Source organism: Kribbella sp. C-35 (assembly GCF_046549195.1).
Taxonomy (GTDB): Bacteria; Actinomycetota; Actinomycetes; order Propionibacteriales; family Kribbellaceae; genus Kribbella.
Genome location: NZ_JAJPWG010000001.1, coordinates 1745494 through 1772166 on the forward strand (window position 1 = coordinate 1745494; position 26673 = coordinate 1772166).

Genomic DNA, 26673 nt, shown 5'->3' on the forward strand with positions numbered 1-26673 from the left:
CTCCCAGACGGCGACTACTGGACGGTCATCAGACCACAGAGCAGCGCACCGGACAGCGTGCACACCCGGTACGAGCCCGCGGGCAGGCCCTTCGGCATCGCCAGCGTGTACGGACCGGCGCTGCTGTACGACGGGATGGCGATACCCATCTCACCCGTCATCCGGATCGCGTACGGCGTGGTCGGGTCGCCGGGGATCTTCGCGACCAGCGTGTACAGCGCCACCTCCGGCTTGGACGCCGAGGACAGCGAGAACGTCACCGCGCGGACCTTCTTGTCCGGGAACGAGGCGACGAACTCTCCGCCGGCGAGCGTGGTCGCCGACTTCAGCGACTTCAGGCCCAGGATGCCGGCCTTCGGGAGCGTCGGCGCGGACGGCAGCGTCTCCACCTGCGGCGGAACCACCGCGTTCGTGGGCACCGGGCTGTCGGCCACGGGCGTGTTCGAGGCCGGGCGGAGCGTCGGGACGATCGCGACGGCGCCGACCACCGCGGCCGCGCCGATCACGGTCAGACCGGCGGTCCGGCGGCGCTTGCGGGTCTTGGCCGTGGTCAGAACGGAGTCGAAGTCTCCGGCGGACTCGGCGGCGCGGCGGTCGGCCAGCGCCTGCAGGTCCTCCTGCAGATCAGGCATGGTCGTCACTCCTCAACAGCAATGAATCGGACAGGGTGTCCCGGGCGCGGGACAGGCGCGACTTGACCGTGCCTTCCGCGATCCCGAGCGTGTCCGCCACCTGAGCCACGCTCAGGTCACAGACGTAATGGAGGACGACGACCTGCCGGGTCGGCATCGGCAGGCCGGCGAGAGCCTGCTCGAGGTCACCGGCATACCGGTCGGCGGGGTCCGGGACGTGCTCGGCCGGCAGCCGGTGGAACAGCTGCGTGAACCGGTTGCCGTCCCGGTGCCTGTTCGCGGCCAGGCGCAGGGCGACCAGGCGAACCCAGGCCTCCGGAGCGTCGTACCGCGACACCTTCTCCCAGCGGGGCACGAGCCGGACGAACGCCTCTTGGACGATGTCCTCGGCCTCGGCACGTGACCCGGTCAGCAGCGAGATCACACCCACCAGCCGCGGCTGGTGGGCGCCGTAGAACTCTCGCAGCCCCTCCGTCTCCATACCCACCAACACCCCCGACTTCCCTGTCCGGTTCCATCGAACTTCGACTTTATCCGGACCGGCGGCCGGGAGGGCCCGTCAGACGGTGATCTCGCCGCGCTCCGCCTTGAGGGCGATGTCGGTGCGGTGCTGGGAGCCCTTGATCCGGATCTGACCGACGGCGGCGTACGCGCGCTGCCGTGCCTCGGCGAGATCCTTGCCGACGGCGCTCACCGCGAGGACGCGACCGCCTGCCGTCACCAGTTCCTCGTCGTCGAGCGCCGTACCCGCGTGGAAGACGCGGACATGGTCGCTCTCTGCCTGCTCGACACCCGTGATCGCGTCGCCCTTGCGCGGGTTGGCCGGATACTTCTTCGCGGCGACCACCACTGCGACCGACGACGCGTTCCGCCAGCTCAGGTCGCCGTGGTCGGCGAGCTTGCCGGTCGCGGCGGCGTACAGCAGGCCACCCAGCGGGGTCTTCAGCATCGGCAGCAGCGCCTGCGTCTCCGGGTCACCGAAGCGGCAGTTGAACTCGATCACGCGGACACCACGCGACGTCAGCGCGAGACCGGCGTACAGCAGGCCGCTGAACGGCGTACCGCGGTGGCGGAGCTCGTCGACCGTCGGTTGCAGGACGTTCTCGGTGATGTCGGCGACCAGGTCGTCCGGCGCCCACGGGAGCGGCGTGTAGGCGCCCATGCCGCCGGTGTTCGGGCCCTCGTCGTTGTCACCGAGGCGCTTGAAGTCCTGCGCCGGCTGCATCGGCAACACGGTCGTACCGTCGGAGATCGCGAACAGCGACACCTCGGGGCCGTCCAGGAACTCCTCGATCAGCACCTGGTCGCACTCGGCCGCGTGCGCGAGCGCCGCCTCGCGGTCCGAGGTGACGACCACACCCTTACCCGCGGCGAGCCCGTCGTCCTTCACGACGTACGGCGGCCCGAACGCATCGATCGCCGTCGCGGCCTCCTCCGGCGTGGTGCAGACGTAGGCCCGCCCGGTCGGCACGCCCGCGGCGGCCATCACGTCCTTGGCGAACGCCTTCGAGCCCTCGATCTGCGCGGCCTCCCGGGACGGCCCGAAGACCGCGAACCCGGCGTCCCGCACCGGGTCGGCCAGGCCGGCCACCAGCGGCGCCTCCGGCCCGACGACCACCAGATCGACGTCCAGCTCCCGCGCCAGCGCGACGACCGCGTCGTGGTCGAAGATGTCCACCGGACGGCAAACGATCGTTTGCCCGTCGTACGCCGGACGCAACACGGCGATGCCAGGGTTGCCCGGGGCCGCCACGACCTGCTCGACCTCCGGATCCTGGGCCAGCGCCCAGGCCAGAGCATGTTCGCGGCCACCCGACCCGATCACCAAGACCTTCACGGGCGCTCAGCCTAGCGTGCCGGGGGAGACTGTTCCGCCGGAGGACTGCAGTCAGCCCCACGCGTGCTACGCAGGCGCTACTTCGTCGCTACGCTCCTCAACGCGCCCGCTACGCGCGCTCCCACCCACCCACCGGCTCAGCGCCGGCATTTGCGGCTACCGCCGCAGCGACCGCCCCGTCTTCTCGCCTGCACGCCTTACCAAGCCGGTCCGTGATGTGCGTGCTGCCGCCCCAGGGACTACTCGCGACGTCCCCAGGGAAATGAGGTCGGGTGCTGTCGTGGCCGAGCTAGGCAAGCAGCGTGAACTGGCTTGTCTCACCGTGGAACGCCGACGCCCGTGCCGCCGCCTCCGCGATGTTCACTTCACTGGCCAACAGAAAGAACAGGATGGTGACGAAGGCCAGGGCGTCCCGAAAGTCGGGGTAATCATCAGGCCCGATGTAGTGCTTGGCTCCGGCCGTTCTGAACGCCTCCGCGAACTCACGCGTCCCGCTCAAACAGGCCAAGCTGACCACGGTCTTCCCGCTCAGCCTGCCGATGTCGGCCACCTCCCCGGGCCCAAGCGGCGCCTCATCCGGAACCGGAAGCCGTCCATCCCGCCATGACCAGAGATCACCACCGTGTCCTCGGTCCGTAGCTCGCCCCGGAATATCTTCAACAGTTCCTCACGCGAGCCGATCCACTGAACTGTGACCAGATACCCGAACCCTTCCAGCATCGCGCGGACCGCAGGTGGTTCGATCGCATCACCGATAGCAAGCACCGTGACCGCCCGCTTCTCCACATAGGGAACCTTCGTCATTGCTCCAGCCTCGGGCCGTCGTGGTAGGTCGGTGGTGTGGGCTGCATGACGGGTTCCGACCGGGCGGCGATCACGTTCGCCAGCGACTGCCTGTTGGTGATCCAATCGGTGTCGCCGATCGAGACCCGGCGCCGTACGTCGTTCATGACAGCTTCGTTGACTTCGGCGGGCTGCGCCAGGTACGCACGCATATAGTGCTTGAAGAGCGCCACGAGCTGATCTGGTTTTGTCGCGGTCTTCGCCCGGAGTGAGAACAGTGGGAGGAACCACTTCTCGAAGTCGTCTTTGATTGTTTGCGTGACTCGGTACGCCGCATGCAGTGGTTCGAGGCTTGCCCGATCATCAAATGGAAGGTGTCCGTGGAGCGCGTACTTGAGTCTGATGCCATCGTGCTCGCGGAAGTGCTGACCGTGCGCGGCGACATGGTTGGCGGCATTCTGTGTGATGGTCATGACAGCCAGATCCGCGCGATGCCGCCGAGCTGCGGCAAGGACGGTGACATGAACACCGACCCGTGGGTCGAGGACGAGCCTGTCGAGGCCAAGAGGTGCGAGCTGTATGCCGTGGTCGCGTGTGCGGGAAAGGATCACTGGGCGGTCGACGCTGCCCGCGGTGTGTTGTAGGTGCCTGGGCTGCTGCCGGTGGCTCGCGTGGATGTCTGAGCGGTCAAGGACGGGACGGTTCGTTGCCGGTCTGGCGACGAGATGAAGGCCAGTACGGTCCTGAATGTCCGTGCTGCCACACGCGTTGCAGGGATGACCGCCATCACCCGTCATGTGACCGCACCGACGGCACGTGCGAACGGTTTCGCGGCTGATAGCCAAGAAACCTGTTCGGAGGTTGTGTTCGACCATCTCCAGCGCAAGGTCGGCGACCTCTGAGTCGGTGTCGGTCATGATTCCGCCCGCTGGGGACTGCAGCGGCGCGTACTTGCGCTCGATCAGGTCGGCGTCGAACCGCCGGCGCGAGACTCTCGGCCCATTGGCCGCGCGGTAGCGGAGATCTCCGGCGAGCGTGGCTGTGTTCCACAGATGGGGCACCGGCGGTTGCCCGAGGACGGCGTTGAGCGCCGCAGCTAGGCGGATACCGACACTTTTCCCGGGATGGCTGACGAACGTGAAGGGTCCGTTCTGCACGGGGCCGTTGAGAAACAGAGGTTTCACGCTGCCTCCTAGATCGGTGGAAAGATCGTTTCGGTGTGCGTGAACCGGCCGTCGCGCAGCGCGTAGTGGAGGATCGCGGCATTCGGCAATTTGCTTTTCCTCTCCTCGGCGAGGATCTCGGGCAGGGCACGGCACTCGAGCCAGGACCGGAGTGCCACAGCTGCCGTCTGGTGGGTGAACGCGACGACCGCGCCGGACGTTTGGAGTTCGGTCTGAGCCACGGCCGCGAACTCGGCAGCGCGGTGGAGTACGCCATCGGCGAGCGACTCGCCGCCTCCTGGTGCTGTCCAGATATGTTTACGAAGGCGACGGTCCTCTGCCAACTCTGGGAATGTCTCATACAACTCCCGCTTGGTCATGTAGGTGGCGTCGCCGTAGTGCTGTTCGTCGAGCAGCGGAGTTTCCCGCGGCCAGCCGTCCGGAAGATCCTGCACAGCGAGAGCGGCAGTGTCGATCGCGCGACGGTAGGTCGAGGTGTAAACCCGCGGCTCAGGGCCTGCGAGCGGCGGCAGCACCTCGGCGAGCCACTGCGTCTGCCGGAATCCGCGCGGAGTCAGACCGACAACACTGCGGGAGAGGGCGTGCGCGGCGGCTCCGCTGTACGGACGGGGATCCTGGTAGAACCCGTTGTACTTGTCGGCGTTCTCGATGGACTCGGCATGCCGGATGACGAGCAAGGTCACGTGGCCGGCCCTATCCGGCGAGGGCGGCGACGTAGGAGCTGCTCACGGCCCACGGGGTGAGTTCGATGCCGAATCCACTGCGGTCGCCGTCCTGCGTGTGGACAAGTTTCCCGGACAGGTGCACGGTGTCCCCCGACCTGAACGCGCCGGTATAAGCACCCAGATATGAGCGTACGTGGGTGATCCTGCGGGCAAAGGAGTCCGGCTCATCGATAGTCGAGTTGAGGATGGTCCTGACCTTGATCCCGTAAACAGCCGGGGTGGTCAGTCCCTCGGCGTGATCGGTGATCTTCGCGAGTAGCGAGATCTCGCCGATCTCCTTTGACGAGATGCGCGCGAAGGTCTTGTCGTGGTCGGAACGGATCGGCTCGCAATTGATGTGGGCGCCGGCCACGGTGGTGAGTCCTTGCAGCTTGCGACGCTCCTGCTTGATCAGGGCGTCGAAGGAACTGCCCTCCATGTACTTGGCCCGCCTGATGTACAACCGGGTCAGGTCGTCTCCGCCGTACGGGCGAACCAGATCGGTCTGCTGGAACAACTCCTGAGCGGCCCGATAGCCGTCCGGGCCATAGCAGACGAGGTCGATGTCCGAGCGTTCGTTGAAGCAGCCGACAAGGAACGATCCGGTAACGCCGAGGAGACCCTGGGCACCATTTGCCGTGATCCACTCGGCAATCGCAAGGAGATCTTTCCCGGTCTGGCTGTCCGCGACCGCGGCCGGTTCCTCATGGATAGCAACAAGTGCCTTACGGCAGGAATAGTGGACGGCGACATCCTCGCGAGGGATGCCCGTGATAACGCAGCCGAGCGTGTCCGAGTACACGTAGCACTCCGGCCGATCGGCGAGGATGCCGAAGGACTTCGACACGACGCTGTTCTGCCGGTAGGTCTGACCGAACAGCCGCCGGTCGCCCTTCAGATCGGGGTGATATTTGACGTAACCGAGGTAGTGGCTGCCGGGATGGCTGTCGCCGATGACCTTGAAGACCACTCCGTGGTGGTCCATCAGATAGTCGCGGTCGCGAACGGTCGGTACGACGCTACCGGTACTGAGCGGTGAACTGCTCCAGGGTGGGGAATGTACCGGTGTCGATTCTGGTGGTCGACTCATACTGATCAAGTCCGATCGTGAAGAGGGCCCGGCGGTACTGCCACTTGATGTGCTTGTCATGGCGCGACGGATCGCTGGGCCGCATGAGCGCGAGGAAGAAGAAGCATTTGACGAGCAGGAAGTCGCCCAGATATTGGCTGATCTGCCGCCCGATGAGAGGCACCGACGTCTCATCAAGTGCAGTGACGTAGGCGTCCCGCTGTTGAGGGGTGGTCGCGTAGCCCTTCCCTCCACCTTTGAAGGCCACGATGTCGAGCGCGGGGTAGATGTCGTATCCGAGGGGAACGGGCCCATGATGCTGCCAGTCGATGATGCCGGCCCGGAGCACATTGGGCAGGCCGTAATCCAGGTGCCCGTAGACCATCGGAAGTTCGGCCATTCGATGGAGCGCACGGTTGACGGTCGTGTGGATACGGGCGGTGTCGAAGTCCGGGTTCTCAGCGAACACGTCAGCCGCGAACGCCGCTCGATCGAACCACGGAGTCGTGGGTAGGGGATGCATTGCCTGGGCCTGCATCAGCCGTGAGGCAACGGCGCTCGCCGTACGGACCACACCGTCGCCGAGGTAGCCATGCTCCTTGGCATCCGCCAGGGCCTCCTCGTGCAGGGAGATGTCGCCGATCGCTCGCTCGACGACGAAAAAGCATCCGTTCTCGTTGCCGACGTCAACGATCTCGGGAACCGGATAACCCAGTCCAGCAACCACGCGCTGGAACTCAGCTTCTGCCTGCAGATCCGCATCGCCCGTTCGCTTGTAGAGCGATCCGTCGGTCGATCTCCACACCGCACCGTCGGCCGCGGTCCTGTCCTTCACATATTCCCAGTCACTCATCCATCCATCCTTACGCAGAACCGAGTTGGCGCGGGGCAGGTCAGCCCGTGTCCGCGCGAGAGAAGGAACGGGGCTGGCAACGGGTCTCTCCGATCTGATTTGTGTGCGGCTTCGGGGTGCGAGTCGATTGAATCGACTGAGAGGAGTCCGGCGAATCGGTGCCTTCTTGACGGTGCTTGCTAAGACCGGACGCCCTCTCGGCAGAGGTGAGGAGAACGTGAGGATTCGTCCTGACCGAGAGGGCACGGGTTGGAGGGCGCGACCGTCGCCGTCGCAGGGAACAGGACGACGGCCTCGCCTGATCAGGTCCCGCTAATCGCGGGGGTCATACCTGGAACCGCGCGGGTAAGCCAGATCCATCACGCTCGCGCGCTCACAGCCAATGTGACGGTTCGGCAAGCCCTGGATCCGCAGCCGGATCACGTCGGCATACCGCTCCGCCTGCGCAGCCGGCGCGACGTGCTCCTCGATCAGCATGTCGCCAAGCCAGAGTTGAACCATCCACAACTCCCCCTCACTCATCCGCTGTCCCGAACCACCCCTTCGATCGGATCGCCGTCGGGCTGATGCGTACCGCGCAACCAGCCCTCGAACGCCCTTGTCCTTCCTCGACCTGCCCACGTATGGACCGTGAGGTCGGCGCAGGGAGCAGCTGCGGCGATGCCGTGAAGCTGGACCCGTCGAAGTGGGAGCGGAGTTGTCGATCTGATCGCGGCACCGAACGCGCCGCCGCCCAATTGCCGCGGATCTGGAACCGCTGATCGTTGTTCACGCAGCCAGTAAAGAGCAGCAGTCCCCAGTGGTTCCAACAACTGGTTGTTTTACAACAATCAGTTGTACCGCGTCAGCCGAGCTGGTGATCCCACGCAAGTTGGAGGACGGCCGCACCCGCAGCCTGCATCGGCTTGCGATGCACGAACTCTTCAATAACCTCGGCGGTGAAGGGCTGAGGCGCAAGCACACGACCCTCGTCGTTTCGTTCGACAACTCGCCCGAAGAGCTCGTCGAACGTGATGGAATCGATCGAGAGAACGGTGAGTAGGTCGGTTGCGAAGGTCAGCGGATCGACGCCGAGACCGACGCAATACGCACGGACAGATCCGTCATCGAGCCCCGCGGCAAGACGTGCTGCGAACGGCCAGTCCTCGTAATTGATGGGCGCGCGGTTCCCGTAGTCTTCCGATTCGCCCAGCAACTCTTCGGCCAGTTCGCGTACGAGGTTCCTCCACAAGGAGAAGTCGTGCTGCTCGTTCCAGGAAGCATCCGTGCTCGGTTGGAAGATTCCAACGGGCACAACCTGGTAGAGGCCGCCCGCGTGTCCGACCTTGGCGGGATCACGCCAGTGAAGGTAGAAGGTGGATGTTCCAGTCTCGAGGTCGCGGCGGATGGTCAGCGTGCTGATAGCAACGTTGATCGGCCGCCGGGCCGCGTCCCACGGATCGCCAAGTGCGCCGCGGAGATCGGCCGGCGCGGACGGTGTCAGACAACGCGCCGCATACTCATGCGCGGCCGCCTCGCCGGTGTTGATGCTGTCAAAATACGATCCTCGCCCGAGGTGGATGAAAGGCGTCGGGCTCGTCAGATCGGCCGCGAGCAGTCGATAGGTCGTCCGGTTCTCGAAGGTTGCTGGTGGCGCCAGCTCTGCGATCGCGTCCGAATACGACCCGTAGTGGCTCCGATCGAGACGCAGCGGCAGGGACTCCCGAGCGAAGGCTTCGCGTCCCGTCACTCCTGTGAATCGCGCGTCGGAGTCGAAATCGAGCTTCACCGACATCAGCGGAATCGGTGCTGCTGGAAGCCAAGAGGCAGGTGCGAGGAGGGGAGTCCCGGCCACCCGCCAGTCGACAGGGTAAGCATCGGCTGCCTCGACTCCCAGGTCGTAGCGGTTGTCGATGAGGTACTGGCGCGTCCCGAGCCAGGAGCGCCGACTCCCGCCGACCTCGTCCGATTCGCTAGGCGTACTAGGCGATGAGTTCATGCCGATGCTTCCATGCCAGGGCCAGAACCGCCGCCCCTGGTGATGCCATGGGCTCAGATTCCAGCATGCGATCAACTGCCTGCCGCGTAAACGGTACGCCGTCGGCACCGCGGCCATCGCCGACGCCGACGATCTCACCTTCGTCGTTGAATCGAACTGCCTGGCCGAAGGCGCGGGTGAAGGTGTCGTCGTCGATGACGACCACGGTGAGGATGGTGGCTGCCAGCGTCAGTGCATCCAGTCCCATCCCAAGTATGAAGGCGGTCAGCCCACCCGAGTCCTTTGCTTCGCCCAGCATTTGGTACAGCGGCCAATCCACGTAGTCGATCGGCTCGCTGCGAGTTCCGTCGTGCTCTGGTTCTCCCAGTAATTCCTCGGCGTACTCTCGCACGATGTTCCGCCAGACCGAGAAGTCGTTTCGTCGGTCCCACAGCGCGACAGTCGACGGCTGGAATTCACCCGCCGGGATCACGTCGTACACGCCGGCTGCAGTCGCGACCTTGTCGGGATCCCGCCAGTGCAGCAGGAATGAGGGCTCGGCTGGATAGCGCCGGAGCCTGATTGTCAACGTGGTGATCGCGGGAATCAGCGACCGACGTACGGGATCGAACGGGTCACCGATGAGATCGCGGAACGGTAGCCGGCCGCCCAGTCTGGCGGCATCATCCGGAATACCATCGGCGCAGGCGATAGCCATCTCATGGCCGAGCGCCTCCGATACGTTCAGCTTGTCGAAGTATGCCCCCAACCCGAACTCGAGATTCCGCTGTGCCAGGGATCCGCCGAGCAGCCGGTAGCTCGGTCTGGATTCGAAGAGCCTCGGCGGATCGAGGTGCCGCACAGCAGACGTATACGTATCGAAGGCAGCCTCGGGCGTCCGTAGCGGACGCACGTGCAGTGTCTCTGCTTCCCGCCCGGTCACGTCTGCCGCATGCGCCTGCTCATCGAGTTTCAAAGCGACCGCGTCGACCTCGATCAGATCGTCCGGAATCCAGCCAGGAGCCGCGATCAGGGGACTACGCGGCAGGCGATGCTCGGCGGCGTACAGACTCGCCGCGCACTTGGCAAGTTCTGAGCGATGCCGATTGAGCCAGTTCCGCTGCGATCGCCACTGTCCACGACTGATTGCTACCGACCGTGCGAGATCCTCGTCGACGCCTGCAGAGACGACTTCCGCCAGGCCGAGGCTGGCCGCCGGGATCCCCAGTTCCTCGGCAAACCGCCGACGATGCTCCATCGACACACGACGTCTACCACTCTCCACCTGGCTCAGAAACTGCTGCGTGAACCCCATCGCATCGGCGAGAGACACCTGGCTGAGACGACGCGCTAAGCGATACTCACGAACGAGCTGTCCAACGGCATCATCCACCAACCCATCCGGGGTCCGCCTGAGCCAACTCTCCGACGAGTCAGTCATCAGCCGCTGCTTCCTGCACCGCTCCCACTTGCCCAGCGTAACGAACCTGGGCCTTCGGCGCTTAGCAATGCGCGACTCGAAGAACCCGCCGCTGTCTGATCACGTGGGCCCCTTCGCCTGAGAGATGGGCGTACGGTCGCGGCTTCGTCGGGCCGGATGGTGGCATGTCGGCGTCCGCGATCTCGAGTCGGTCGCGGAGCACAGTCTGCGTGTCGCTCAACTCACGGCGCTGATCGCCATCGAAGAGGGCGGTGACCCGTCGCGAGCGACGTACCTGGGGACGTGGTACGGCTCCCAGGAGACCCGCATCGGAGACGTCCCGCACAGCGTCAAGCCGTACATGGATGTCGCGAGCAACGAACGCATCACCGAGGACCAGCTCGCCGTCCTTCCCGAGTCGGCGGCGAAGAGCATCAGGGAAGCCGTCACTGAGTAGGAGACCGCCGAGACGACCGAAGCCCGGTGGGCGAAGGACGCCGATCGTCTCGAATGTCTCATGCAGGCCGTCGAGTACGGCGAAGCCGGCTACAAGCGCGTCGACCGCTAGATCGAGTCCTCCCGCGCCCGAGTCCAGACCGACTTCGGCCGCCGCCTCGCTGAGGCCGCTCTCAAAACCTCACCACTCGCCTGGCCCGACCGCTAACCGCACCGAGAAGGCTCGCGCCGCCCGGCTGTAGCTCACTAACAGAGGCCCGAGGACAAGCTCTTCGGGCGGGATGCGCCATGTCACTCATTCGCTCGGGCTGAAGACAGGCCTGCTTGCCACACCTGCAACCAGCTCGTCTTCGAGAACGCCGGTGTTCTGGCAGGCGGTCAGGAGCCACCGTCCATCTTCTTTCGTCATGACCCATAGCGGCGTGCCCACGTCCGGCCCATCGGGCGTCTGGTACACCTGGCGCACTTTGACCGCGGCGACGTCGGGGCGGAGGAAGAGCACGTGCTCCAACTCGAACGTGACGGTCGTGCCCTGCATCCCGCCGGGAAGCACCTGACGGGTGAAGGTCGAGATCGCCTCGAGGCCGAAGAGACGCTTGCCACCGCCCGTGGTCCAGATCGCATCCGCCCGGAACAGCCCGAGAAACTCGTCGGGGAGCTCCTTGTTCTGGGCGTGTTCGACCACAGCGATCACCTGCTCGATCGCCGCGATGTCGGCCTCACGTGAAGTGTTCATGAGCTTGATGGTTGAACATCAAGCACACTTGAGGTCAAGCTCCTCAGTAGTGCCAGTAGTAGCGGCCGTCGGCGTTCCAGGTCAGGGGTGCGGTGGTGCGGTTGGTGAAGGACATGCCTAGGCCGCGGGCGAGTTCGACTGTGCGGGTCAGTTGGAGCGCGTAGGGGTGTTGGTTGTCGTCCCACCACTGCTCGTACTGGGTGATGCAGGTTTGGTTCGAGTAGTACGGGTTGTTGCAGGGGTGCGGTGGGAGCCACTTCTGCAGGTGGCGGAAGTGGACGGTGGTGGAGCCGTTGGGGGGCTTGATGGTGCCGGTGGCGTCCAGGCAGTAGCCGGCCGCGGGGATGGTCCATTTGACGTAGTGCTGGCGGCCGGCCGCGGACGGGATGGGTTGCTGGTTAGTGCAGTTCGCGTCACCGATGGTTTCGGTGGTGACGCGTTGGACTTGCGTAAGCGGGCGGCCGGGGCCGTCGTTGTAACCGTCGAGGAGGACCCAGTCGCCGTCGTGGACGAAGCGTTCGGCGTACTTCGGTGGCCAATTCTGAGGGTCGCCCCAGGAGATGTCGGACTCCGTCGTACTCAACGGAGTCCACGCCCACTGCCCAGCCGCAGTCCCGCCGGCGAAGTACTGGCCGGCGGACTTCTCGAACATCAAGGAGTACTGCGCATACGTTTCCGGTGCAGGCACAGGGGTCAGCATGCTGACCACTAGAACGAGCACTCGGATCACAGAGCGTTACTCTAGCCGAGCACCTCACGCAGCGTGGCGGCGAACTCGACCGGCTTGCCCGGCTGCCCGTACTCGTTGCCGAGGAAGCCACCGTGCCCGCTCGGGAACACGACCGGCGTCAGCCCGAGCCGCTCGGCCACCGCCTTGCCGCCACGACCCGCAATCGCATTCGCCGACTCCTCGCCGACCCCGATGACGATCCGGTCCGCCGCCTTCTCGAGGGCGTCGAAGTCCGGCCGGTACGACGTACAGCCGCGAAGGTTCTGCCCGAGGAGCGCGTCGTCACGGGACCCGTCGTCCTCCACAGGCAGGCCGAACATCGCAGGATTCGGCGCGGGCTGCTGCGTGTAGTCGGCCGGGATCTCGCCGTCGTACGACACCAGCGTGATGAACTTCGCCATCCCAGGCCCCATGCCGTCGCGCTGGTACGTCTCGTACATGTCCGCGACCGCGGCCAGTGCGGCCTCGCTGTCCGCGAGGATCCCGGCGAGCGGCGGCTCGTGCGCGACCAGTGTGTGGATCAGATCCGGGCGACGAGCGGTCAGGGCCAGCGCGTTCACCGCGCCGCCGCTGCTGGCGAAGATGTCCACAGGCCCCGCGTCCAGGTGCTCGATGAGGGCGGCGAGGTCACCGGCGTGGTCGTCAGGCGACAGCTCACCCGGCTCACCGCTCGGGACGCTGCGCTCGACGCCCCGCGGGTCGTACGTCACCACGGTGCGGTCCTCGAAGTGCGACGCCAGTGTCGGGAATCCGCTGGCGCCCATCGGCGAGCCGATCATCAGCAGCACCGGCCGCTGCGCGAGGTCACCACGAACGTCGTACGTCAGCGTCGCCCCCGGTACGTCGAGCGTCTGCGTCACAGGCTCCGGCATCACAGCACCTCCAGATCCGGCCCACCCCCATTGGTCGGCCTCCTGACCGAGAGCCTAGGGCAGTCTGGTTAGCTGGTGACATGACTGAGAAGCCAGAGATCGACTTTCCGGATGGACCGCCGCCGGCGGATCTGGAGATCACCGACATCACCGTGGGCGACGGCGACGAGGCCAAGGCCGGTTCGCGGGTGAACGTGCACTACGTGGGCGTGGCCCACTCCACCGGCGAGGAGTTCGACGCGTCGTACAACCGCGGCGCCCCGCTGGCGTTCCAGCTCGGCGTGGGCCAGGTCATCCAGGGCTGGGACACCGGCGTCCAGGGTATGAAGGTCGGCGGCCGGCGCAAGCTCGTCATCCCGCCGCAACTCGGGTACGGCGACCGCGGCGCGGGCGGCGCGATCAAGCCCGGCGAGACCCTGATCTTCGTCGTGGACCTGATCAGCGTCAGCTGATGTAACAGACAGCCGGCGGTGACCACGAGCTCCTGGTCACCGCCGGCTGAGTCATTTCGTCACCGGATCGCGGCCGCCCGAATCACTTCCTGGCTGACCTTGTTCGCGGCGTCGTCGGTCGCCGTCGCGCGCAGCGAGAGGTACGACGCACCCTTCGGCAGCCGTACAACAGACGACCACTCGGCACCCGTCCGCGAGAGCGGAGCGGCCTGCCAGCTGGCGCCGTCGTCGTACGAGACCTCCAGCGTCGCGCCCTTGACCTTGCCCGCACCTTCGACGCCGGCGAGGTGGAACGCGGACAGCCCGATCCTCTGCCGACTGCCACCCGCGAACGCGCCGTTGAGGTCCGTCGCCAGGTGGTAGTCGAGCTGGATCAGCGGCAGGTAGACCCAGTCACTCGACTCGGTCGTCTGCGCCCGGAAGTCCCACGCGCTCGTCGTCTTCGTCCCGAGGCTCCAGACCTCCGGCCGGGTGGTGTCCATCTCGAACCGGTAGTCCGCCCATCCGGACGTCGCCGGTACGCCGGTCTGCACCGCCTGGAACGAACCCTTCCGCACGAGCGTCCCGTTCTGGAACAGCCGCGACTCCACCGTCGACTCGTCGTCCATCGACCCGGTGACACCCTGGTCGCCGCTGCTCGTCGTCGGCACGTTCACCGCGAAGAAGTCACCGCTGCGGCGCGGGTTCCAGTACCCCGAGCCGACCCGCGGCCGGGCGGCCGGAGCGAACCACGAGTTCGTCTGCAGACTCCCCGGCTTGTAGGTGTGCCGCTCGCCCCGCTGCTCCCAGCCTCGCGGGTGGTTCGTCTGCTCGTACCAGTCCGTCCCCGCCTGCGTGGACACGTAGTCGATCCGCTGGGTCCCGAGGTGGATCGGCTCGGTCACCTGCAGACACGGCGGCCAGAATCCGATCCGGCAGTCGGCGCGACTCTCGAACGCGAGCTCGCCGGTCGGCCCGACGAACCGGTTGACGACCGTGGCCAGGTCCCCGGACCGCGGCGCGTACCGCAGGTCGGCGGGAAGCGCACCGGTGTAGGCCTTCACCAGGTCATACAGGTACGGCGGCGCCTCGGTACCCATCACCCGCAGCTGAACGTTGCCCCCGGCACCGATCCGCGCAACCAGCGGACCACCTTCGGCGGCCGTCAGCGAGTACACGGGCAGATCGGTCCCACCGGCGAGGTCGTAGTACTTGCCCGCGCCGTTGTTCACCACAACGAGCAACCGAGCCCCGGCATCGCGAGCAGCCGTCGCCCGCGCGCTCGGCGTGACCGCATCGCTCGCCGTCACGAACACGACCTTTCCGCGAACGTCCTTGCCCACGTAGTCCGCGGCCGCACCAGCACCGACGTACGCCGCAGTCAGCGTCGCCTTGCCGTCCCAGCGCTTCGAACCGCGCTGCAGCAACGGGTGCAGCGCCTTGTAGTCGACGGTCATCGACACCAACGGCGACGTACGGCGCCAGCGGGACGAGAAGTCGTACACGCCGCCGGCCACCGCACCGGTCGGAGCAGCGTACACCTTCGTGACGACCGGCGTCGGCACGTACTGGGCGAGGAAGGTCGCGTAGTCACCGCCGATGCCGGAGTCGTGGTACCAGCCGGACCGGCGATAGACGTCCTCACCGGGCAGCGGCGTGCTGAGCGTGATCGGGTTCGCCTTCCGCGCGTCGAGTACGAGGTCGGTGTTCTTGCCGATCACGAGGTGCGGGTTGCCGACCAGCGCGACGCCTTCCTGCCCGTCGACCGGCAGCCAGGAGTACGCCGCGTACACACCGGGCTCGAGGCGCTGCTTGGCGACGGTCCCGGTAGCGGGGTCGATCTCGAGCGTGCTGACGAACTGGTCGCCGTACTTGTACAGCGTCAGGAACCCGCCAGCAGGCTTGCCGTCACGCCCGGTCGCGTGCACGTTGAGGTCGTACCGCTCGCCTTCCATGACGAGGCCGACCGCGGTCTGCGCGATCTGCTTGCCGTCCTGCTTGGCGATCACTGTGCCCGAGTAGGTCAGTCCCGGCGTGGCCAGGTTCGGCGTAGCGGTGACGGTGACCGAGGCGGTCCCGTTCGCGGGCACGGTGACCTGGGCCGATCCGAGCGTGAACAGTCCGGCCGGCGCCGGCGTCGTACCGTCGCTGGTCATGTCGGCCGACAGGTCGAGCGTGGCTGGGGTGTCGCCGAGGTTCGTGTAGGTGATCGTGCGCTCCACCGGCGCATCGTCACCGTGCGGCCAGGTGTGGAGGCCGAAGTCGCGGGTCGCGGTCGCGGTGATCTTCCCGAAGGCCGCGGCCGGTACGTCGAGCCGCCCGCCACCGACCTGGTACGCCGTCTCGCCCGCGAGGGGCTTCGCGGTGCTGACCAATGCGGCCTTGACCTGCTCGCCCGTCCAGTCGGGGTGCTTCTGGACGAGCAGCGCCGCGGCACCGGCCACGTGCGGCGTCGCCATCGACGTACCGCTGAGCGACTTGTAGTACCCGGTGCCGGAGGACTTCGCCGCGCGGGCCGCCAGCACGTCGACGCCCGGCGCCACGATCTCCGGCTTCACCGTGGCGTCGCCGAGGCGCGGACCCATGTCCTGGAAGTACGCCCGTACGTCGTTCTTGTCGACCGCGCCGACCGTGAGCGCGGAAGCGGCCGCACCAGGCGATCCGATGCCACTGATCCGGCCGTAGTTGCCTGCGGCAATCACGAACAGGGCGCCGGTCTCGGCACTCAGTTCGTCGACCGCGAGCGCCATCGGGTCGGTGCCGTCGCTGGCCTCGGTGCTGCCGAGGCTCATGCTGACCACCTTGGCGCGGTGCGCGGCCCACTCCATTCCTTCGATGATCCAGGACTCGGCACCGGAGCCGCCGTCGTTGAGGACCTTGCCGATGGCGAGCTGCGCGGCCGGCGCGACGCCCTTCTCGACGCCGTTCGACGCGGCGCCGGTCCCGGCGACGGTAGAGGCAACGTGGGTGCCGTGACCGTTCACGTCGTCGGTGGTCTCACCCGGGACGAAACTCTTGGTCTCGGCGATCCGCCCCGCTACGTCGGGGTGAGTCTGGTCGATGCCGGTGTCGAGGACGGCGACCGTCGTACCGGTGCCGTCGAGGCCCTGGGCCCAGGCGTCCGGCGCGCCGACCTGCGCGACACTCTCGGCCAGGCTGGCTTCGACCTTTCCGTCGAGGAACACCTTCTGGATCCCGGCGCCGAACTGACCCGGGATCGCAGACCTAGCAGTGCTAGCGGTGATGCCGGACCAGAACTGGGATGCCTCCGCCTTGTGCGCGGACAGGCCGAGACCGCCGATGCTCTCCAGCGTGGCGCCACGGTCGGCGTGCTGCGGCGTCGCCGCGGCGGCGCGCAGTCCCGGGCGGTACTGCACGATCAGCGGGATCGACTTGACCGACGCGTCGTCGTACCCCTGGTCGACGAGGGACGTGACGTTGAAGAGCTCGGGGTCGAGCCGGCCCGCGGCGAGGTACGGCAGGGCGACGTCCGGTACGACGTGCAGGTCATCGCCGACCTGTTGGATCTGGACACCGCCGGCGTTGCCGGCCGCCTGCTCGACGGCGGCGGTCGGCGGCCCGCCTGCCGTTTCGGTCAGGGTGACCACGTCGCCGGTGAGGAGCGTGACGCGGTGGGTCGACTGGGTGGGTGGTGCGGCATCAGGTACGGCGACGCCGTCGGCCTGCGATGGAGTCGTCGTCACCGCGGCGAAGGCCACGAGTACGGCGAGCCCACCGGCGACGGCGCGGGCGGATCGGGACATGGGCGGACCCTTCCTGGGGGACCTGGCGGAACAGATGGCATGAACATGCCATGCCGCCGTAGACTGCTCAATGGCGGGATTGCGGCATGACATTTGTCCGCCACGCCGGACGTCACCGAAGGGCCCTCGAAGGAGCGCACGATGCTCGACGTGCTGGGATTGGATGCGATCGAGGAAGGCGCCTACCGGCGGCTGATCGCGCTGCCGTCGGAGTCTCTGGAGACCTTGGCCACCTCGATGGAGGCGGAGGTCGCCGACGTCGCCGCTGCCCTCGACGGACTCGAGGAGAAGGGCCTGGTGGCGCGGTCGACCGCGACGCCGGGCCATTTCGTCGCGTCCCCGCCGACGCTCGCACTCGGCTCGCTGATCGTGCAACGCCAGGAGGAGATCCGGCGGGCGCAACTCGAGCTCGGGCGGCTCGCGGAGCAGTACCGGGGCGTGATGGCGGATCGTTCCGACACCGACGTGATCGAGGTGGTCCGCGGCGCGCAGGCCGTGGCGCAGCGGTTCGGTCAGATGCAGCGTGGGGCGTCGGAGGAAGTGCTGGCGCTGGTGAAGGCGTCGGTGGCAGTGGTGTCCGCGGACGAGAACGTGGACGAGGACGCGGCGCTGGCTCGCGGGGTGACCTACCGGGTCGTCGTCGAGCGGGCGGCGTTCGCCAAGCCTGGGTTCGTCGACCTGGTGGCCGAGTCGCTCAAGGCCGGTGAGCTGATCCGGGTCACCGGTGATCTTCCGCTCCGGCTGATCGTCGCCGACCGCTCACTCGCCTTGTTGCCCTTGGCCCCTACGGCGGCGAACGCCCCGGGCGGGGCGCTCCTTGTGCATCCGTCCGGGCTGCTGGACGCGCTCCTGCATTTGTTCGACCTGGTCTGGGCCAGTGCCAACGAGGTGCTACCCACCGCCGACGGCACCACCGAGCTCGCCGCCGAACGCCTCGACGACATCGACGCCCGCATCCTGACCCTGCTCCTCGCCGGCCTCACCGACCACGCCGTCGGCGGCCAGCTCGGTATGTCGCTGCGCACCGTCCAGCGCCGGGTCAGCCAGCTGATGGACCGGGCGCAGGTCGTCACCCGCTTCCAACTGGGCCACGAAGCCTCTCGCCGCGGCTGGCTGGGCGTCTGATGATCAGGTAGTTGTACGCATCCGCCGTACCCGGCGGGCCGATTGACTGGTGGTATGAGATTGACACGGTACGGCGCTCTGCTCGCGAAGGCACTGCTGCTCGGGTTGTTGCTGTCGGCCCTGATCTGGCCGGACCTCAGCGGCATCAAGGGCAAGGCGTCGACCGCCCGCCTGATCGTGTACCCACTCGGCGGGATGATCCTGCCGCTGTGGTGGTGGGCCTACGGACGAACGCGGAACAAACTGCATCGCACCTTCCCGTGGCCGGCGGATCTGCTGATGACGTTGCCCTGGCTGATCGACCTGATCGGCAACCGGCTCAACCTCTTCGACACCGTCAACTGGTGGGACGACGCGATGCACTTCATCCTGTGGGGCTTCCTCACGGCCGGCGTACTGCTCGCGTTCGCACCGCGCGACCTGTCCCGAGCCCTCACCGTCTTCGTCGCCCTCGGCTTCGGCACCACCGCCGCGGTCGTCTGGGAGGTCGGCGAGTACGTCACCTTCGTCCGCAACTCCCCCGAACTCCAGACGGCCTACACCGACACCCTCGGCGACCTGGCGCTGGGAACGCTCGGCGCCTTCCTGGCCGGCCTGATCGTCCACCAGCTCCGAACTCCCTCTACTTCCAACGTATAGCGGGTCGGGGGACTTGCCGCAAGCCCCGGTTCGTCTCGCAGAATTGTGGGTCGATCAGCTCGCGGGGAGCTGGGGGAACGGAGATGATCAGTGCGTTTTGTGTTGGCAACCTGGGGATCACGCGGAGATGTGGAGCCGTTGGCGGGCCTCGCGGTCGCACTGCAGGAACTCGGCGCCGAGGCGACGGTGTGCGCCCCACCGGATGACGATTTCGAGGCGTTGCTGGAGCGGGCCGGCGTGCCGATGGTGCCGCTCGGACCGTCGGTGAAGTCGGTGGTCGCAGCGCCGAAGCCGCCATCAGGGCATGCTGCGTTCGAGCTGGCCCCACGGCTCGTCGCCGCACGGTTCGAGACGCTCTCCGCCGTAGCGCCAGGATGTGACGCGATCGTGGCGACCGGTCTGATGCCGGCTGGTGCACGGGACGTCGCCGACAAGCTCGGCATCGGCTACGTGCTCGCGGGGTTTCACCTGGGCGGGATTCCGTCGCAGCATTTCTCGCCCGGAGCACGACCGGGTACGCCGTCGCCGGTCGGCGAGACCGATCGGCGCGTGCTGTGGGAGCACGATGCTCAGCGGGTGAACGAGTTGTACGGACTGGCGCTGAACAGCCAGCGGGCCGCGATCGGTCTGCCGCCGATCGACAACGTCCGGGACTACGTGTTCACCGAGCACCCGTGGCTCGCCGCGGATCCGACGCTGTGCCCGTCGAAGGGTATGACCGACTTGGACGTCGTACAGACCGGTGCGTGGATCTTGCGTGACGACCGGCCGCTGGCCGACGATCTGGAGGCGTTCCTGGCCGCCGGCGAGCCGCCGGTGTACGTCGGCTTCGGCAGCATGGCCGCGCACGCCCCGAAGGAAATCGCCCGGACGACCATCGAGGCGTGCCGCATACACGGGCGCCGCATACTGCTCAGCCGCGGCTGGGCCGACCTCGCCGGCGACGGCGAGGACTGCTTCGTTGTCGGAGAGGTCAACCAACAGGCGCTCTTCCCCCGGGTCGCGACGGTCGTGCATCACGGCGGTGCGGGTACGACGACGACTGCTGCGCGAGCGGGCGTGCCACAGGTCGTCGTACCGCTGATTGCGGATCAGCCGTACTGGGCATCCCGAGTCGAGGCGTTGGGCATCGGCGTCGGACATGAGCGCTCGGCGCCAACCGTCGAATCACTGTCCACCGCGCTCGGCGTCGCCCTGGCTGCGGAAACACAGGCCCAGGCCGAGACGGTGGGCGCAGCGGTCAAGACTGACGGTGCATTGGTCGCCGCCAAGCTGCTCCTCGACGGTCCGCCGTACTCCGGGACGTAGCCCGCGAGGTCAGTCGACCGGGCGGTGAAGCGCGTCGAGAAGATGTGAGACGACGGTCTCCGGTGAGCGAGTCCAGTCCGTGGTGAGCACGTGGTGGACTCGCCAGCCGGTGGTGGTCAGGGCGGTGGGATGTGTGGTGAGGCGTTCGAGGAGAGTGTCGGCGGCGACCCGATCGGGCGTGTCCACGAGAACCGCTAGCCGGTACCCGGTGTCTTCGGGAAGCTTCAACGCGAGATCGCAGCGGAACACCGACTCGCCCACCGCGAGATCGACCTCCACACCGCGAGCCTCCAGCGCGGCAGCGAGCTGTTCGACAACCGGGGTCGGACGGATGCCGGCCGCGCGCGTCGCCCTCAGGTTGTACGACGTGAGCGCGGACTTGGCGGCAACCTGATCTCCTCGGGACACAGCAGCGGCGTACCCGAGGAATCGGCGCAGTGTGTTCGCGCCGTCGTTGTAGGTGTTGGTGATGGCATCAGGCTCGATGCTGCTCACGATGACCATGTGTTCGCGCGCCCGGCTGAAGATCACGTTCAGCCGCTTCTCGCCGCCTGACGTGTTGATCGGGCCGAAGTTCATCAGCATCCGGCCGTCGGGTCCGGCCGCGTAGCAGACGCTCATCAGGATGATGTCGCGCTCGTCGCCCTGCACGTTCTCCAGGTTCTTCACGAACAACCCGGCGTCCTGCTCGCCGTGCGTCCGCACCTGCTCCGCCTCGTACAGCGCCGCGAACGACGGATCGCGCTCCGCGAGCTCGTCCAGCGCCCGCTCGATCTCGCCCTGCTGCGCCTCCGAGAACGCCACGATCCCGACACTCTTGCCGGTCCCACGCGTCAGCAACTCCTGCACCAGCGAGGCGATCCACCGCGCCTCAGCAGGGTTCGTGCGCCGGACGTACACCCCGTCGACGAGCCGGACCGCCGTGATGCTCCCGGCCAGCACGCTGTCGCACACCTCGGCCACCGGTGAGTCGGCCCGCACGGTCCACGGCGGCGCGGTATTCGGCGGCAACCGGTCGGGAATCGTGGCCAGCTTCCCGTGGTAGAACGCCGCGTTGCTGAACGAGATCAACGCCTCCGACCGGCTCCGGTAATGCCAGGTCAGCATCGTCGACGCCAGCCGCAACGCACTGATCGAGAGGAAGCTGTCCTCGGTCAACGCGATCCCGACCTGTTCGGCGGCCTCGTCGTCGGCCTGGAGATCCGCCTGGAGATCATCGGTCTCGCTCCGCACCCGGAAGTACTGCGTCGGCGGCAGCTGCATCTGATCGCCGACGACGATCACCTGCGGCGCACGATGCAGCGCCGGAATCGCCTCCTCCACAGGGATCTGACTCGCCTCGTCGTACACCACGACGTCGAACGAGGTGGTCAACGGCAACGTGTCGGACACCGAGGACGGGCTCATCAACCACACCGGCCGCAGGACGGACACCACCTCGCCGGGGGCACCGGACGCGACGTCGCGGATCGACCGGTACCTCATGACCTTGCCGAACTCGTGTTCCAGCTCGCGCCGCCCGGTCGCGAACGTCTTCTTGCGTTCACGGTCCTCCGGCGACATGCCGGTCACGCTGCGCTCGGAGTGGTCGACCTCGGCGAGGAACCGGCGCCGGACCTGGGCGACGACGACCTCGGCGTTGAGCGCGGTGAGGTCGTCGTACACCATGCTCAGCTCGCCGACGATCGCATCGACGCGGTCCGAGGACAGCTGCAACGGCGCAGCCGAGCGGGCACGCTCCCATTCCGCAGCGCATACGGCGTACTCGAGCTGGTCCGGCGTCGCATCCAGCCGACGGAGCGCGGTGAGCGCGGAAGGCGTCAGCTCCCGAAGTTTGGGGCCGACGGCGCGTACGACGGGACCCTCGGACGTCAGCCGATCGGCGAGGTCGCGGAGACCGTCGACTGTCAACGTGTCCCAATGATCGGCCAACAGGTTGCTGGTGACTTCCGAGGCGTCGTCGAGGGCGTCCGCCAAGCGCGCGAGCTCAGCCGGGGCTCCGTCGTCGAGGACGAAACGCCAGTCGGGGATGCTCTTCCGGGCTGCAGCGAGTTGATCGATCAGCTCGCGCGGATCGTCGGTCGCCCAGTCGTGCCGGGTCTGCTCGGTGTGTTCCGCGACGGCGGCCGAGGCGGCTTGGGCGGCGACCAGGTCGGTGAGGATCTCGGTGACGGACGGCTGCACGGAGCGCGACGTACTGTCGAAGCGGCTGCGGACGAGGTTCTTCACGCGGCGCCAGTCGCCGCTGAGGAACGAGAACGCGCCGCCTTCCTTGCTCTGGGCAACCTTCAACGCGGATCGTGCGTCGGCCGGCGCGAGCGGCTCCTGCCAGCCCGCGGCCTCCTTCCACGCGGCCTGCTCGGCGGCGACGAGCTTCTTCCGTTCGGCGCCGGCGGCCGACAGTTCGCGAGCCGTCGCCGACCGCGGGACGATCGCCTCCACCTGGTCCAGCGCAGCCAACGGCTCAAGCAACCGTCCGAGCTGAGCCAGCCCACGCACCTCCCGCACGGCCGCATCACCCGACCCAGACAGGGCGACCTCGACCGCATCCCACCTCGCGCGGAGCTCCCGGGCGGACGCTGTCATCTCGGAGTCCCACCGTGCGAGGAACGCCAGCGGGCTCCGCGCCAACACTCCACCCGTCGACGGGTCAGCCGCCGACAGCGCCTGCGCAACCTCCCGCACAGCAGCCTCGGCCGCAAACCACTCATCAACAGCAGGCAACTCGGATCCCTCAGGCGGAATCCACGCGTGATCGTGCAGCGAAGCGAGCCGGTTGACGAGGTCCCGGAGCCGGGGACTGCCGGTCGCCAACTGTTTCTCGAAGGCATCCACAGTGGCCAGCAAGCGATCGACCCGCGAGACCAGCTCAACACGCCGCTCGGTCAACGCGTCGAGATCGTCCTCACCCGACAGCCACGACTCGTACGTCTCCCGAAGACCGTGGATGAACGCCTTCTTGTCGCCCTGCGAGTCATGGATCAGCGCACACAATCCGTCCAAGCGCCGACTCGCCAACCGCGCGTGCACGACGTCGAGCGCCGCCCGCTTCTGGCAGACGAACAGCACCCGCTTCCCGCGCGCGACGAAGTCCGCGATCAGGTTGGTGATCGTCTGCGACTTCCCCGTCCCCGGCGGTCCCTGGATCACAAAGCTCTCGCCCCGCCGCGCCCGAGCGATCGCCGCCACCTGCGACCCGTCAGCAGGTACGACGAGATGCCGGTCGGCAGGAGGCAGCTCCGGCAGTGCACTCCCCACCGGTCGCGGCCGGTCCGAGAACAGGTGGTCGAACGACGCCGCCGAGTCCCCGGTCGTCAGCAGCTCGTCATAGTCCCGAACCAGGCCCAGCGTCCGGTAGTTGAAGTTCGCCAGCGACACCGCGCAGAGGTCGACGTCCCACGAGTACGGCCCGCCCTCGGTGTCGAGCGAGTACACGTCGGTCTCGAGCGCCCCCGGCCGCCGCGGCTCCGCACCAAGCGCGATCCCGAGCGGCAGCGACTGCTGCGCGATCTGGGCCCGGAAGATCTGCACCCCGAGCGGCTGATAGTCCGTACGCCGATACGAGTACGGGTACTGCTTCCCGCCGAACCCGGTCGCCACGTTCCCGTGCCGCCGCCGGTTGTACGTCCGCAAGCGCGTCATCGCCCGCTGCCGCACCAGATCGATCCGCGGCTTCTCCCGCAGATGCAGCTGCAGACCCGGCTCGGTCGCCTGGATATCCTTCGCCAGCCGCTCGTGCAACTCCCGCAGCGCACCAGGAGCCGACAAGTCGACAGTCTCCGGCAACGAGATCCCGTACAGCTGCCGCAGACTGTGCCGCAGCGTCGGGTTGACCTCCGCGATCGGATCCGTGACCCGCAACGTGTACGAGTCCCGCACGCCGCGCTTCTTCGTCAGCTCCACCTTCGCCAGCACCAACGGCGACGCGAGCCGCGTGTCCCGGTCGTTCTTCAGGTCGTGCCAGCGCAAGAACGCCGGCACCAGCCGCAGCTGGTCCTGCCCGTAGTCGGCCCGATCCCGGCGCGCCGTGGAGATCAGCTTGTCCAGCGTGTTCGCGGCGTACGGCGCCTCGTCGTACCGGATCCACTTGCCCAGCGGCTGGGCCTTCTTCAGCAGGTGTTCCGCGATGTCGTCGCGCCAGGTGAACAGCTGCTCCGACCGGATCGTCCGGACGTCGAGCATCAGCGGCACCGAGACCTCGGTGAGGTTCAGCGTCTGGGCGGTCGGGCGGAAGTTGATCAGCCGGTTCCGCCGGGAGAGGTCGAAAAGCCGGTCGCGGAGCGCGCCGAGCACCGCCGTACGCCGGTCCGCGGCGCCCCGGACGATCGCCTCGACGTCGAAGTCGAGCGGCTGGTCGCGATAGTTCTCCAACTGCTCGATCAGCGAATGCAGATCCTGCGCGCGCCGGTGCCGGTCCGGCTCGACCATCTGCGCGGCGACCGAGACGATCACCGGGTGCAGATCCGGATCCAGCCGATACAAGTTGCCTCGGGCATCGATCAGTGTCGCGACGTCCGCCGTCCGTGACAGGTCGAGACCGCAGCCGAGCGCGAGCAGCAACTGCCCGAGACTGAAGATGTCGGTGAGCTGATCGTGGTGCCCGACCACGTGCTCCCAGCTCTGCCACCCGGCCACCAGCGTCGGCGCCGCGATCGCATCCGGAACCGGCTCGGGTACGACGGTGGTCTCCTGGCCGCCGCTCTCCCCCAGATCGAAGTCGGCCTGTCGATGCGCCACAACCTCAACAGCAGAAGGGCGTTTCCCCTGGCGCGCCTCGATCTCAGCGGCGGCCAGAGTCGGCCGTCCCGCATCCTCGGGCGCGAACCCCAGCCGGTTCTGCTCGTCGACCAGGATCCGATCCAGACCGCGCAACGGCGCGACCAGCCCACGCTCGTGCACCGCCGCCGTCTCGTGGAACAGCGGCAGCACCGCCGCCAGCAACGCGTCGTTGCCCAGACCGCCCTGCGAGACGGCCAGCGCGACGAGATCCTCCGCGCTCATCCGACCACCTCCGCGGCGGCCTGCACGAAGCGTGCCCGTTCTTTGTCGCTCCACCCGAGCTCGTCGTCCGCGACATCGACGTACCCAGGCAAACCGGAACGTCGCGCGACAGCCAGTGATGCCACCAGCCCGGCATCGCCGGCCTCGGGATCAGCGGTGGCGAGATCGAGCAGCAAATAACACAGATAGCGTTTCGTGGCCGCGGTCAACGGGCGTGGGCGCGGCAGTGGCGCTCCATCCACCGGACGCACCGCCAACGGCTCGTCGAAGCGCACTGCTCCTCCGGGCACGCCAAGAGGTCCAGGCGGATCCGCGAAGCCGGCGGCCGCGGTGGCGATCGCATCGGTCCGCAATCCGTCCGTGTGCGCGACCGCCGCGGCGAAGTCTCTACTCAATTCACGCAACAGCACGGCGTCGAGCAGGTCCGGCGCGTCCACGTCGAGCGGACCCGTCACCAGGACCTCGACGTCCTCGCCGTCGAGCCAGTTCTTCAACGCCCACGCTCGTCCCACGGCCTCCGGGTGTGACGTCCCTCGGCTGCCGGAGCGGAGATCCAGCGACTCGGCCTGGCGCAGGTACGCCGCGGGGTCCGCCGTACTCAGGCCCGTCTCCAGCTTCAGCAACGCACGGATCGCTGTACTCAGATCACCGCACGCCGTCACCGCTCCCCGGTCCGCGAACAGCTCCGTCGCCAGCGACCAGCGCCGATGCGTCTCGAGGTACTGCGACGGCGTCCGAGCGTCACCTGCCGCCGCGTCGAGCAGCCGATCGACGGCGAGATACCCGCCGTCCTCGGCCTGCCACAACAGCCGGTGCGCCAACTCGTGCCCGATCACGGCCGTCAACTCGTCCTCGTCCAGCCGGTCGAGCAACGCCCCCTGGAAGACGATCACCGCCTTGCCGGCCTGATGGAGGTACGCCGCATTCGGCTCGCCACTCACCTGGTAGAAGTCGACGCCCCCGTCCAGCTCCAACGCACGAGCCGCCCGCTCCCCCGCCCGGAAGACATCCGGATGTACGTCGGCCTCCAACCGGTACGCGTTCCGCAACAAGAGCTCGTCGAGCGACCCCTCCGGCCCACGGTGCAACGCCGCCCAGGCACGCTCATCCACCTGACGGACAACCGCCAGGACGGACCGGTGATACCCGAGCGCCGACAACATGCTCGCCAC

The 26673-nt window shown here is 67.4% G+C and carries 23 protein-coding genes; 5 read left to right on the top strand and 18 right to left on the bottom strand.

Translation table 11 applies throughout. From position 1 onward, the window contains the following. Positions 1-14: 14 nt before the first annotated feature. The 12 genes from ACLJOO_RS08885 to ACLJOO_RS08940 all read right to left on the bottom strand — a co-directional run bounded on the left by ACLJOO_RS08885 (position 15) and on the right by ACLJOO_RS08940 (position 10460). A complete protein-coding gene (locus tag ACLJOO_RS08885) occupies positions 15-632 on the bottom strand; it encodes a hypothetical protein (RefSeq protein ID WP_410786383.1) in 618 nt (205 codons plus the stop codon). After that, positions 625-1113 carry a SigE family RNA polymerase sigma factor gene (locus ACLJOO_RS08890; RefSeq protein ID WP_410786384.1) on the bottom strand — a complete coding sequence of 163 codons (489 nt, stop codon included), beginning with the start codon at positions 1111-1113 and terminating at the stop codon, positions 625-627. The genes ACLJOO_RS08885 and ACLJOO_RS08890 overlap by 8 nt, the downstream gene beginning before the upstream one ends. 78 nt (positions 1114-1191) lie before the next feature. Next, positions 1192-2469, bottom strand: a complete 1278-nt coding sequence (gene purD / locus ACLJOO_RS08895; RefSeq protein ID WP_410786385.1) for a phosphoribosylamine--glycine ligase — start codon at positions 2467-2469, stop codon at positions 1192-1194. A 289-nt stretch (positions 2470-2758) separates the two neighbouring features. Further along, positions 2759-3019 carry a hypothetical protein gene (locus ACLJOO_RS08900; RefSeq protein ID WP_410786386.1) on the bottom strand — a complete coding sequence of 87 codons (261 nt, stop codon included), beginning with the start codon at positions 3017-3019 and terminating at the stop codon, positions 2759-2761. Then, the gene (locus tag ACLJOO_RS08905) at positions 2998-3273 is read right to left on the bottom strand and encodes a hypothetical protein (RefSeq protein WP_410786387.1); all 276 of its coding nucleotides are present in this window, start codon (positions 3271-3273) and stop codon (positions 2998-3000) included. Before ACLJOO_RS08905 ends, ACLJOO_RS08900 begins: the two co-directional genes overlap by 22 nt. Further along, the gene (locus ACLJOO_RS08910; RefSeq protein WP_410786388.1) at positions 3270-4436 is read right to left on the bottom strand and encodes a hypothetical protein; all 1167 of its coding nucleotides are present in this window, start codon (positions 4434-4436) and stop codon (positions 3270-3272) included. The genes ACLJOO_RS08905 and ACLJOO_RS08910 overlap by 4 nt, the downstream gene beginning before the upstream one ends. A gap of 8 nt (positions 4437-4444) precedes the next feature. Next, complete coding sequence (locus ACLJOO_RS08915; RefSeq protein WP_410786389.1) at positions 4445-5119, bottom strand: histidine phosphatase family protein; 675 nt, start codon at positions 5117-5119, stop codon at positions 4445-4447. Between the two features lie 10 nt (positions 5120-5129). Next, positions 5130-6110, bottom strand: coding sequence for a hypothetical protein (locus tag ACLJOO_RS08920; RefSeq protein ID WP_410786390.1), 981 nt, complete (start codon positions 6108-6110; stop codon positions 5130-5132). A 49-nt stretch (positions 6111-6159) separates the two neighbouring features. Beyond that, entirely contained in the window at positions 6160-7062 is a 903-nt protein-coding gene (locus ACLJOO_RS08925; protein WP_410786391.1) for a phosphotransferase, read from the bottom strand. 312 nt (positions 7063-7374) lie between these two features. After that, positions 7375-7563 (bottom strand): hypothetical protein, encoded by a 189-nt coding sequence (locus ACLJOO_RS08930; RefSeq protein ID WP_410786392.1) that lies wholly within the window; start codon positions 7561-7563, stop codon positions 7375-7377. A gap of 343 nt (positions 7564-7906) precedes the next feature. After that, entirely contained in the window at positions 7907-8830 is a 924-nt protein-coding gene (locus ACLJOO_RS08935) for a hypothetical protein (RefSeq protein ID WP_410786393.1), read from the bottom strand. Positions 8831-9023: 193 nt separating this feature from the next. Continuing rightward, a complete protein-coding gene (locus ACLJOO_RS08940; protein ID WP_410786394.1) occupies positions 9024-10460 on the bottom strand; it encodes a helix-turn-helix domain-containing protein in 1437 nt (478 codons plus the stop codon). Positions 10461-10584: 124 nt separating this feature from the next. Between ACLJOO_RS08940 and ACLJOO_RS08945 the strand changes: the two genes are divergently transcribed. Beyond that, positions 10585-10896: an HD domain-containing protein gene (locus ACLJOO_RS08945; protein ID WP_410786395.1), complete on the top strand. Its 312-nt coding sequence runs from the start codon at positions 10585-10587 to the stop codon at positions 10894-10896. Between the two features lie 294 nt (positions 10897-11190). Here ACLJOO_RS08945 and ACLJOO_RS08950 read toward each other — a convergent pair whose 3' ends face one another. From ACLJOO_RS08950 to ACLJOO_RS08960, 3 genes are read right to left on the bottom strand one after another with little or no spacing between them, the layout of a single operon-like run. Next, the gene (locus ACLJOO_RS08950; RefSeq protein WP_410786396.1) at positions 11191-11631 is read right to left on the bottom strand and encodes an SgcJ/EcaC family oxidoreductase; all 441 of its coding nucleotides are present in this window, start codon (positions 11629-11631) and stop codon (positions 11191-11193) included. Between the two features lie 43 nt (positions 11632-11674). Continuing rightward, on the bottom strand, positions 11675-12319 hold the full coding sequence (locus tag ACLJOO_RS08955) for a hypothetical protein (RefSeq protein WP_410786397.1): 645 nt from the start codon (positions 12317-12319) through the stop codon (positions 11675-11677). A 53-nt stretch (positions 12320-12372) separates the two neighbouring features. Beyond that, a complete protein-coding gene (locus ACLJOO_RS08960) occupies positions 12373-13233 on the bottom strand; it encodes an alpha/beta fold hydrolase (RefSeq protein ID WP_410786398.1) in 861 nt (286 codons plus the stop codon). A gap of 80 nt (positions 13234-13313) precedes the next feature. Between ACLJOO_RS08960 and ACLJOO_RS08965 the strand changes: the two genes are divergently transcribed. Further along, entirely contained in the window at positions 13314-13685 is a 372-nt protein-coding gene (locus tag ACLJOO_RS08965; RefSeq protein WP_410786399.1) for an FKBP-type peptidyl-prolyl cis-trans isomerase, read from the top strand. A gap of 59 nt (positions 13686-13744) precedes the next feature. Here the strand turns inward: ACLJOO_RS08965 and ACLJOO_RS08970 are convergent, their stop codons facing one another. Further along, positions 13745-17428 (bottom strand): S8 family serine peptidase, encoded by a 3684-nt coding sequence (locus ACLJOO_RS08970; RefSeq protein WP_410786400.1) that lies wholly within the window; start codon positions 17426-17428, stop codon positions 13745-13747. A gap of 141 nt (positions 17429-17569) precedes the next feature. Between ACLJOO_RS08970 and ACLJOO_RS08975 the strand changes: the two genes are divergently transcribed. The 3 genes from ACLJOO_RS08975 to ACLJOO_RS08985 all read left to right on the top strand — a co-directional run bounded on the left by ACLJOO_RS08975 (position 17570) and on the right by ACLJOO_RS08985 (position 20500). After that, on the top strand, positions 17570-18553 hold the full coding sequence (locus ACLJOO_RS08975; protein WP_410786401.1) for a transcriptional regulator TrmB: 984 nt from the start codon (positions 17570-17572) through the stop codon (positions 18551-18553). 54 nt (positions 18554-18607) lie between these two features. Continuing rightward, entirely contained in the window at positions 18608-19192 is a 585-nt protein-coding gene (locus tag ACLJOO_RS08980; protein ID WP_410786402.1) for a hypothetical protein, read from the top strand. A 129-nt stretch (positions 19193-19321) separates the two neighbouring features. Continuing rightward, positions 19322-20500 carry a glycosyltransferase gene (locus ACLJOO_RS08985; protein ID WP_410786403.1) on the top strand — a complete coding sequence of 393 codons (1179 nt, stop codon included), beginning with the start codon at positions 19322-19324 and terminating at the stop codon, positions 20498-20500. A 9-nt stretch (positions 20501-20509) separates the two neighbouring features. Here ACLJOO_RS08985 and ACLJOO_RS08990 read toward each other — a convergent pair whose 3' ends face one another. Both ACLJOO_RS08990 and ACLJOO_RS08995 read right to left on the bottom strand, forming a co-directional pair. Then, entirely contained in the window at positions 20510-25501 is a 4992-nt protein-coding gene (locus tag ACLJOO_RS08990) for an AAA domain-containing protein (protein ID WP_410786404.1), read from the bottom strand. After that, positions 25498-26664, bottom strand: a complete 1167-nt coding sequence (locus ACLJOO_RS08995) for a M48 family metalloprotease (RefSeq protein WP_410786405.1) — start codon at positions 26662-26664, stop codon at positions 25498-25500. Before ACLJOO_RS08995 ends, ACLJOO_RS08990 begins: the two co-directional genes overlap by 4 nt. Positions 26665-26673: the final 9 nt, after the last annotated feature.

What these genes read in the sequence shown, in the direction of transcription:
- ACLJOO_RS08885 (WP_410786383.1), bottom strand. Translation starts at nt 632, where the DNA reads ATGCCTGATCTGCAGGAGGACCTGCAGGCGCTGGCCGACCGCCGCGCC.
- ACLJOO_RS08890 (WP_410786384.1), bottom strand. Translation starts at nt 1,113, where the DNA reads ATGGAGACGGAGGGGCTGCGAGAGTTCTACGGCGCCCACCAGCCGCGG.
- ACLJOO_RS08905 (WP_410786387.1), bottom strand. Translation starts at nt 3,273, where the DNA reads ATGACGAAGGTTCCCTATGTGGAGAAGCGGGCGGTCACGGTGCTTGCT.
- ACLJOO_RS08925 (WP_410786391.1), bottom strand. Translation starts at nt 7,062, where the DNA reads ATGAGTGACTGGGAATATGTGAAGGACAGGACCGCGGCCGACGGTGCG.
- ACLJOO_RS08930 (WP_410786392.1), bottom strand. Translation starts at nt 7,563, where the DNA reads ATGGTTCAACTCTGGCTTGGCGACATGCTGATCGAGGAGCACGTCGCG.
- ACLJOO_RS08940 (WP_410786394.1), bottom strand. Translation starts at nt 10,460, where the DNA reads ATGACTGACTCGTCGGAGAGTTGGCTCAGGCGGACCCCGGATGGGTTG.
- ACLJOO_RS08945 (WP_410786395.1), top strand. Translation starts at nt 10,585, where the DNA reads ATGGGCGTACGGTCGCGGCTTCGTCGGGCCGGATGGTGGCATGTCGGC.
- ACLJOO_RS08950 (WP_410786396.1), bottom strand. Translation starts at nt 11,631, where the DNA reads ATGAACACTTCACGTGAGGCCGACATCGCGGCGATCGAGCAGGTGATC.
- ACLJOO_RS08960 (WP_410786398.1), bottom strand. Translation starts at nt 13,233, where the DNA reads ATGCCGGAGCCTGTGACGCAGACGCTCGACGTACCGGGGGCGACGCTG.
- ACLJOO_RS08965 (WP_410786399.1), top strand. Translation starts at nt 13,314, where the DNA reads ATGACTGAGAAGCCAGAGATCGACTTTCCGGATGGACCGCCGCCGGCG.
- ACLJOO_RS08970 (WP_410786400.1), bottom strand. Translation starts at nt 17,428, where the DNA reads ATGTCCCGATCCGCCCGCGCCGTCGCCGGTGGGCTCGCCGTACTCGTG.
- ACLJOO_RS08975 (WP_410786401.1), top strand. Translation starts at nt 17,570, where the DNA reads ATGCTCGACGTGCTGGGATTGGATGCGATCGAGGAAGGCGCCTACCGG.
- ACLJOO_RS08980 (WP_410786402.1), top strand. Translation starts at nt 18,608, where the DNA reads ATGAGATTGACACGGTACGGCGCTCTGCTCGCGAAGGCACTGCTGCTC.
- ACLJOO_RS08990 (WP_410786404.1), bottom strand. Translation starts at nt 25,501, where the DNA reads ATGAGCGCGGAGGATCTCGTCGCGCTGGCCGTCTCGCAGGGCGGTCTG.
- ACLJOO_RS08995 (WP_410786405.1), bottom strand. Translation starts at nt 26,664, where the DNA reads ATGTTGTCGGCGCTCGGGTATCACCGGTCCGTCCTGGCGGTTGTCCGT.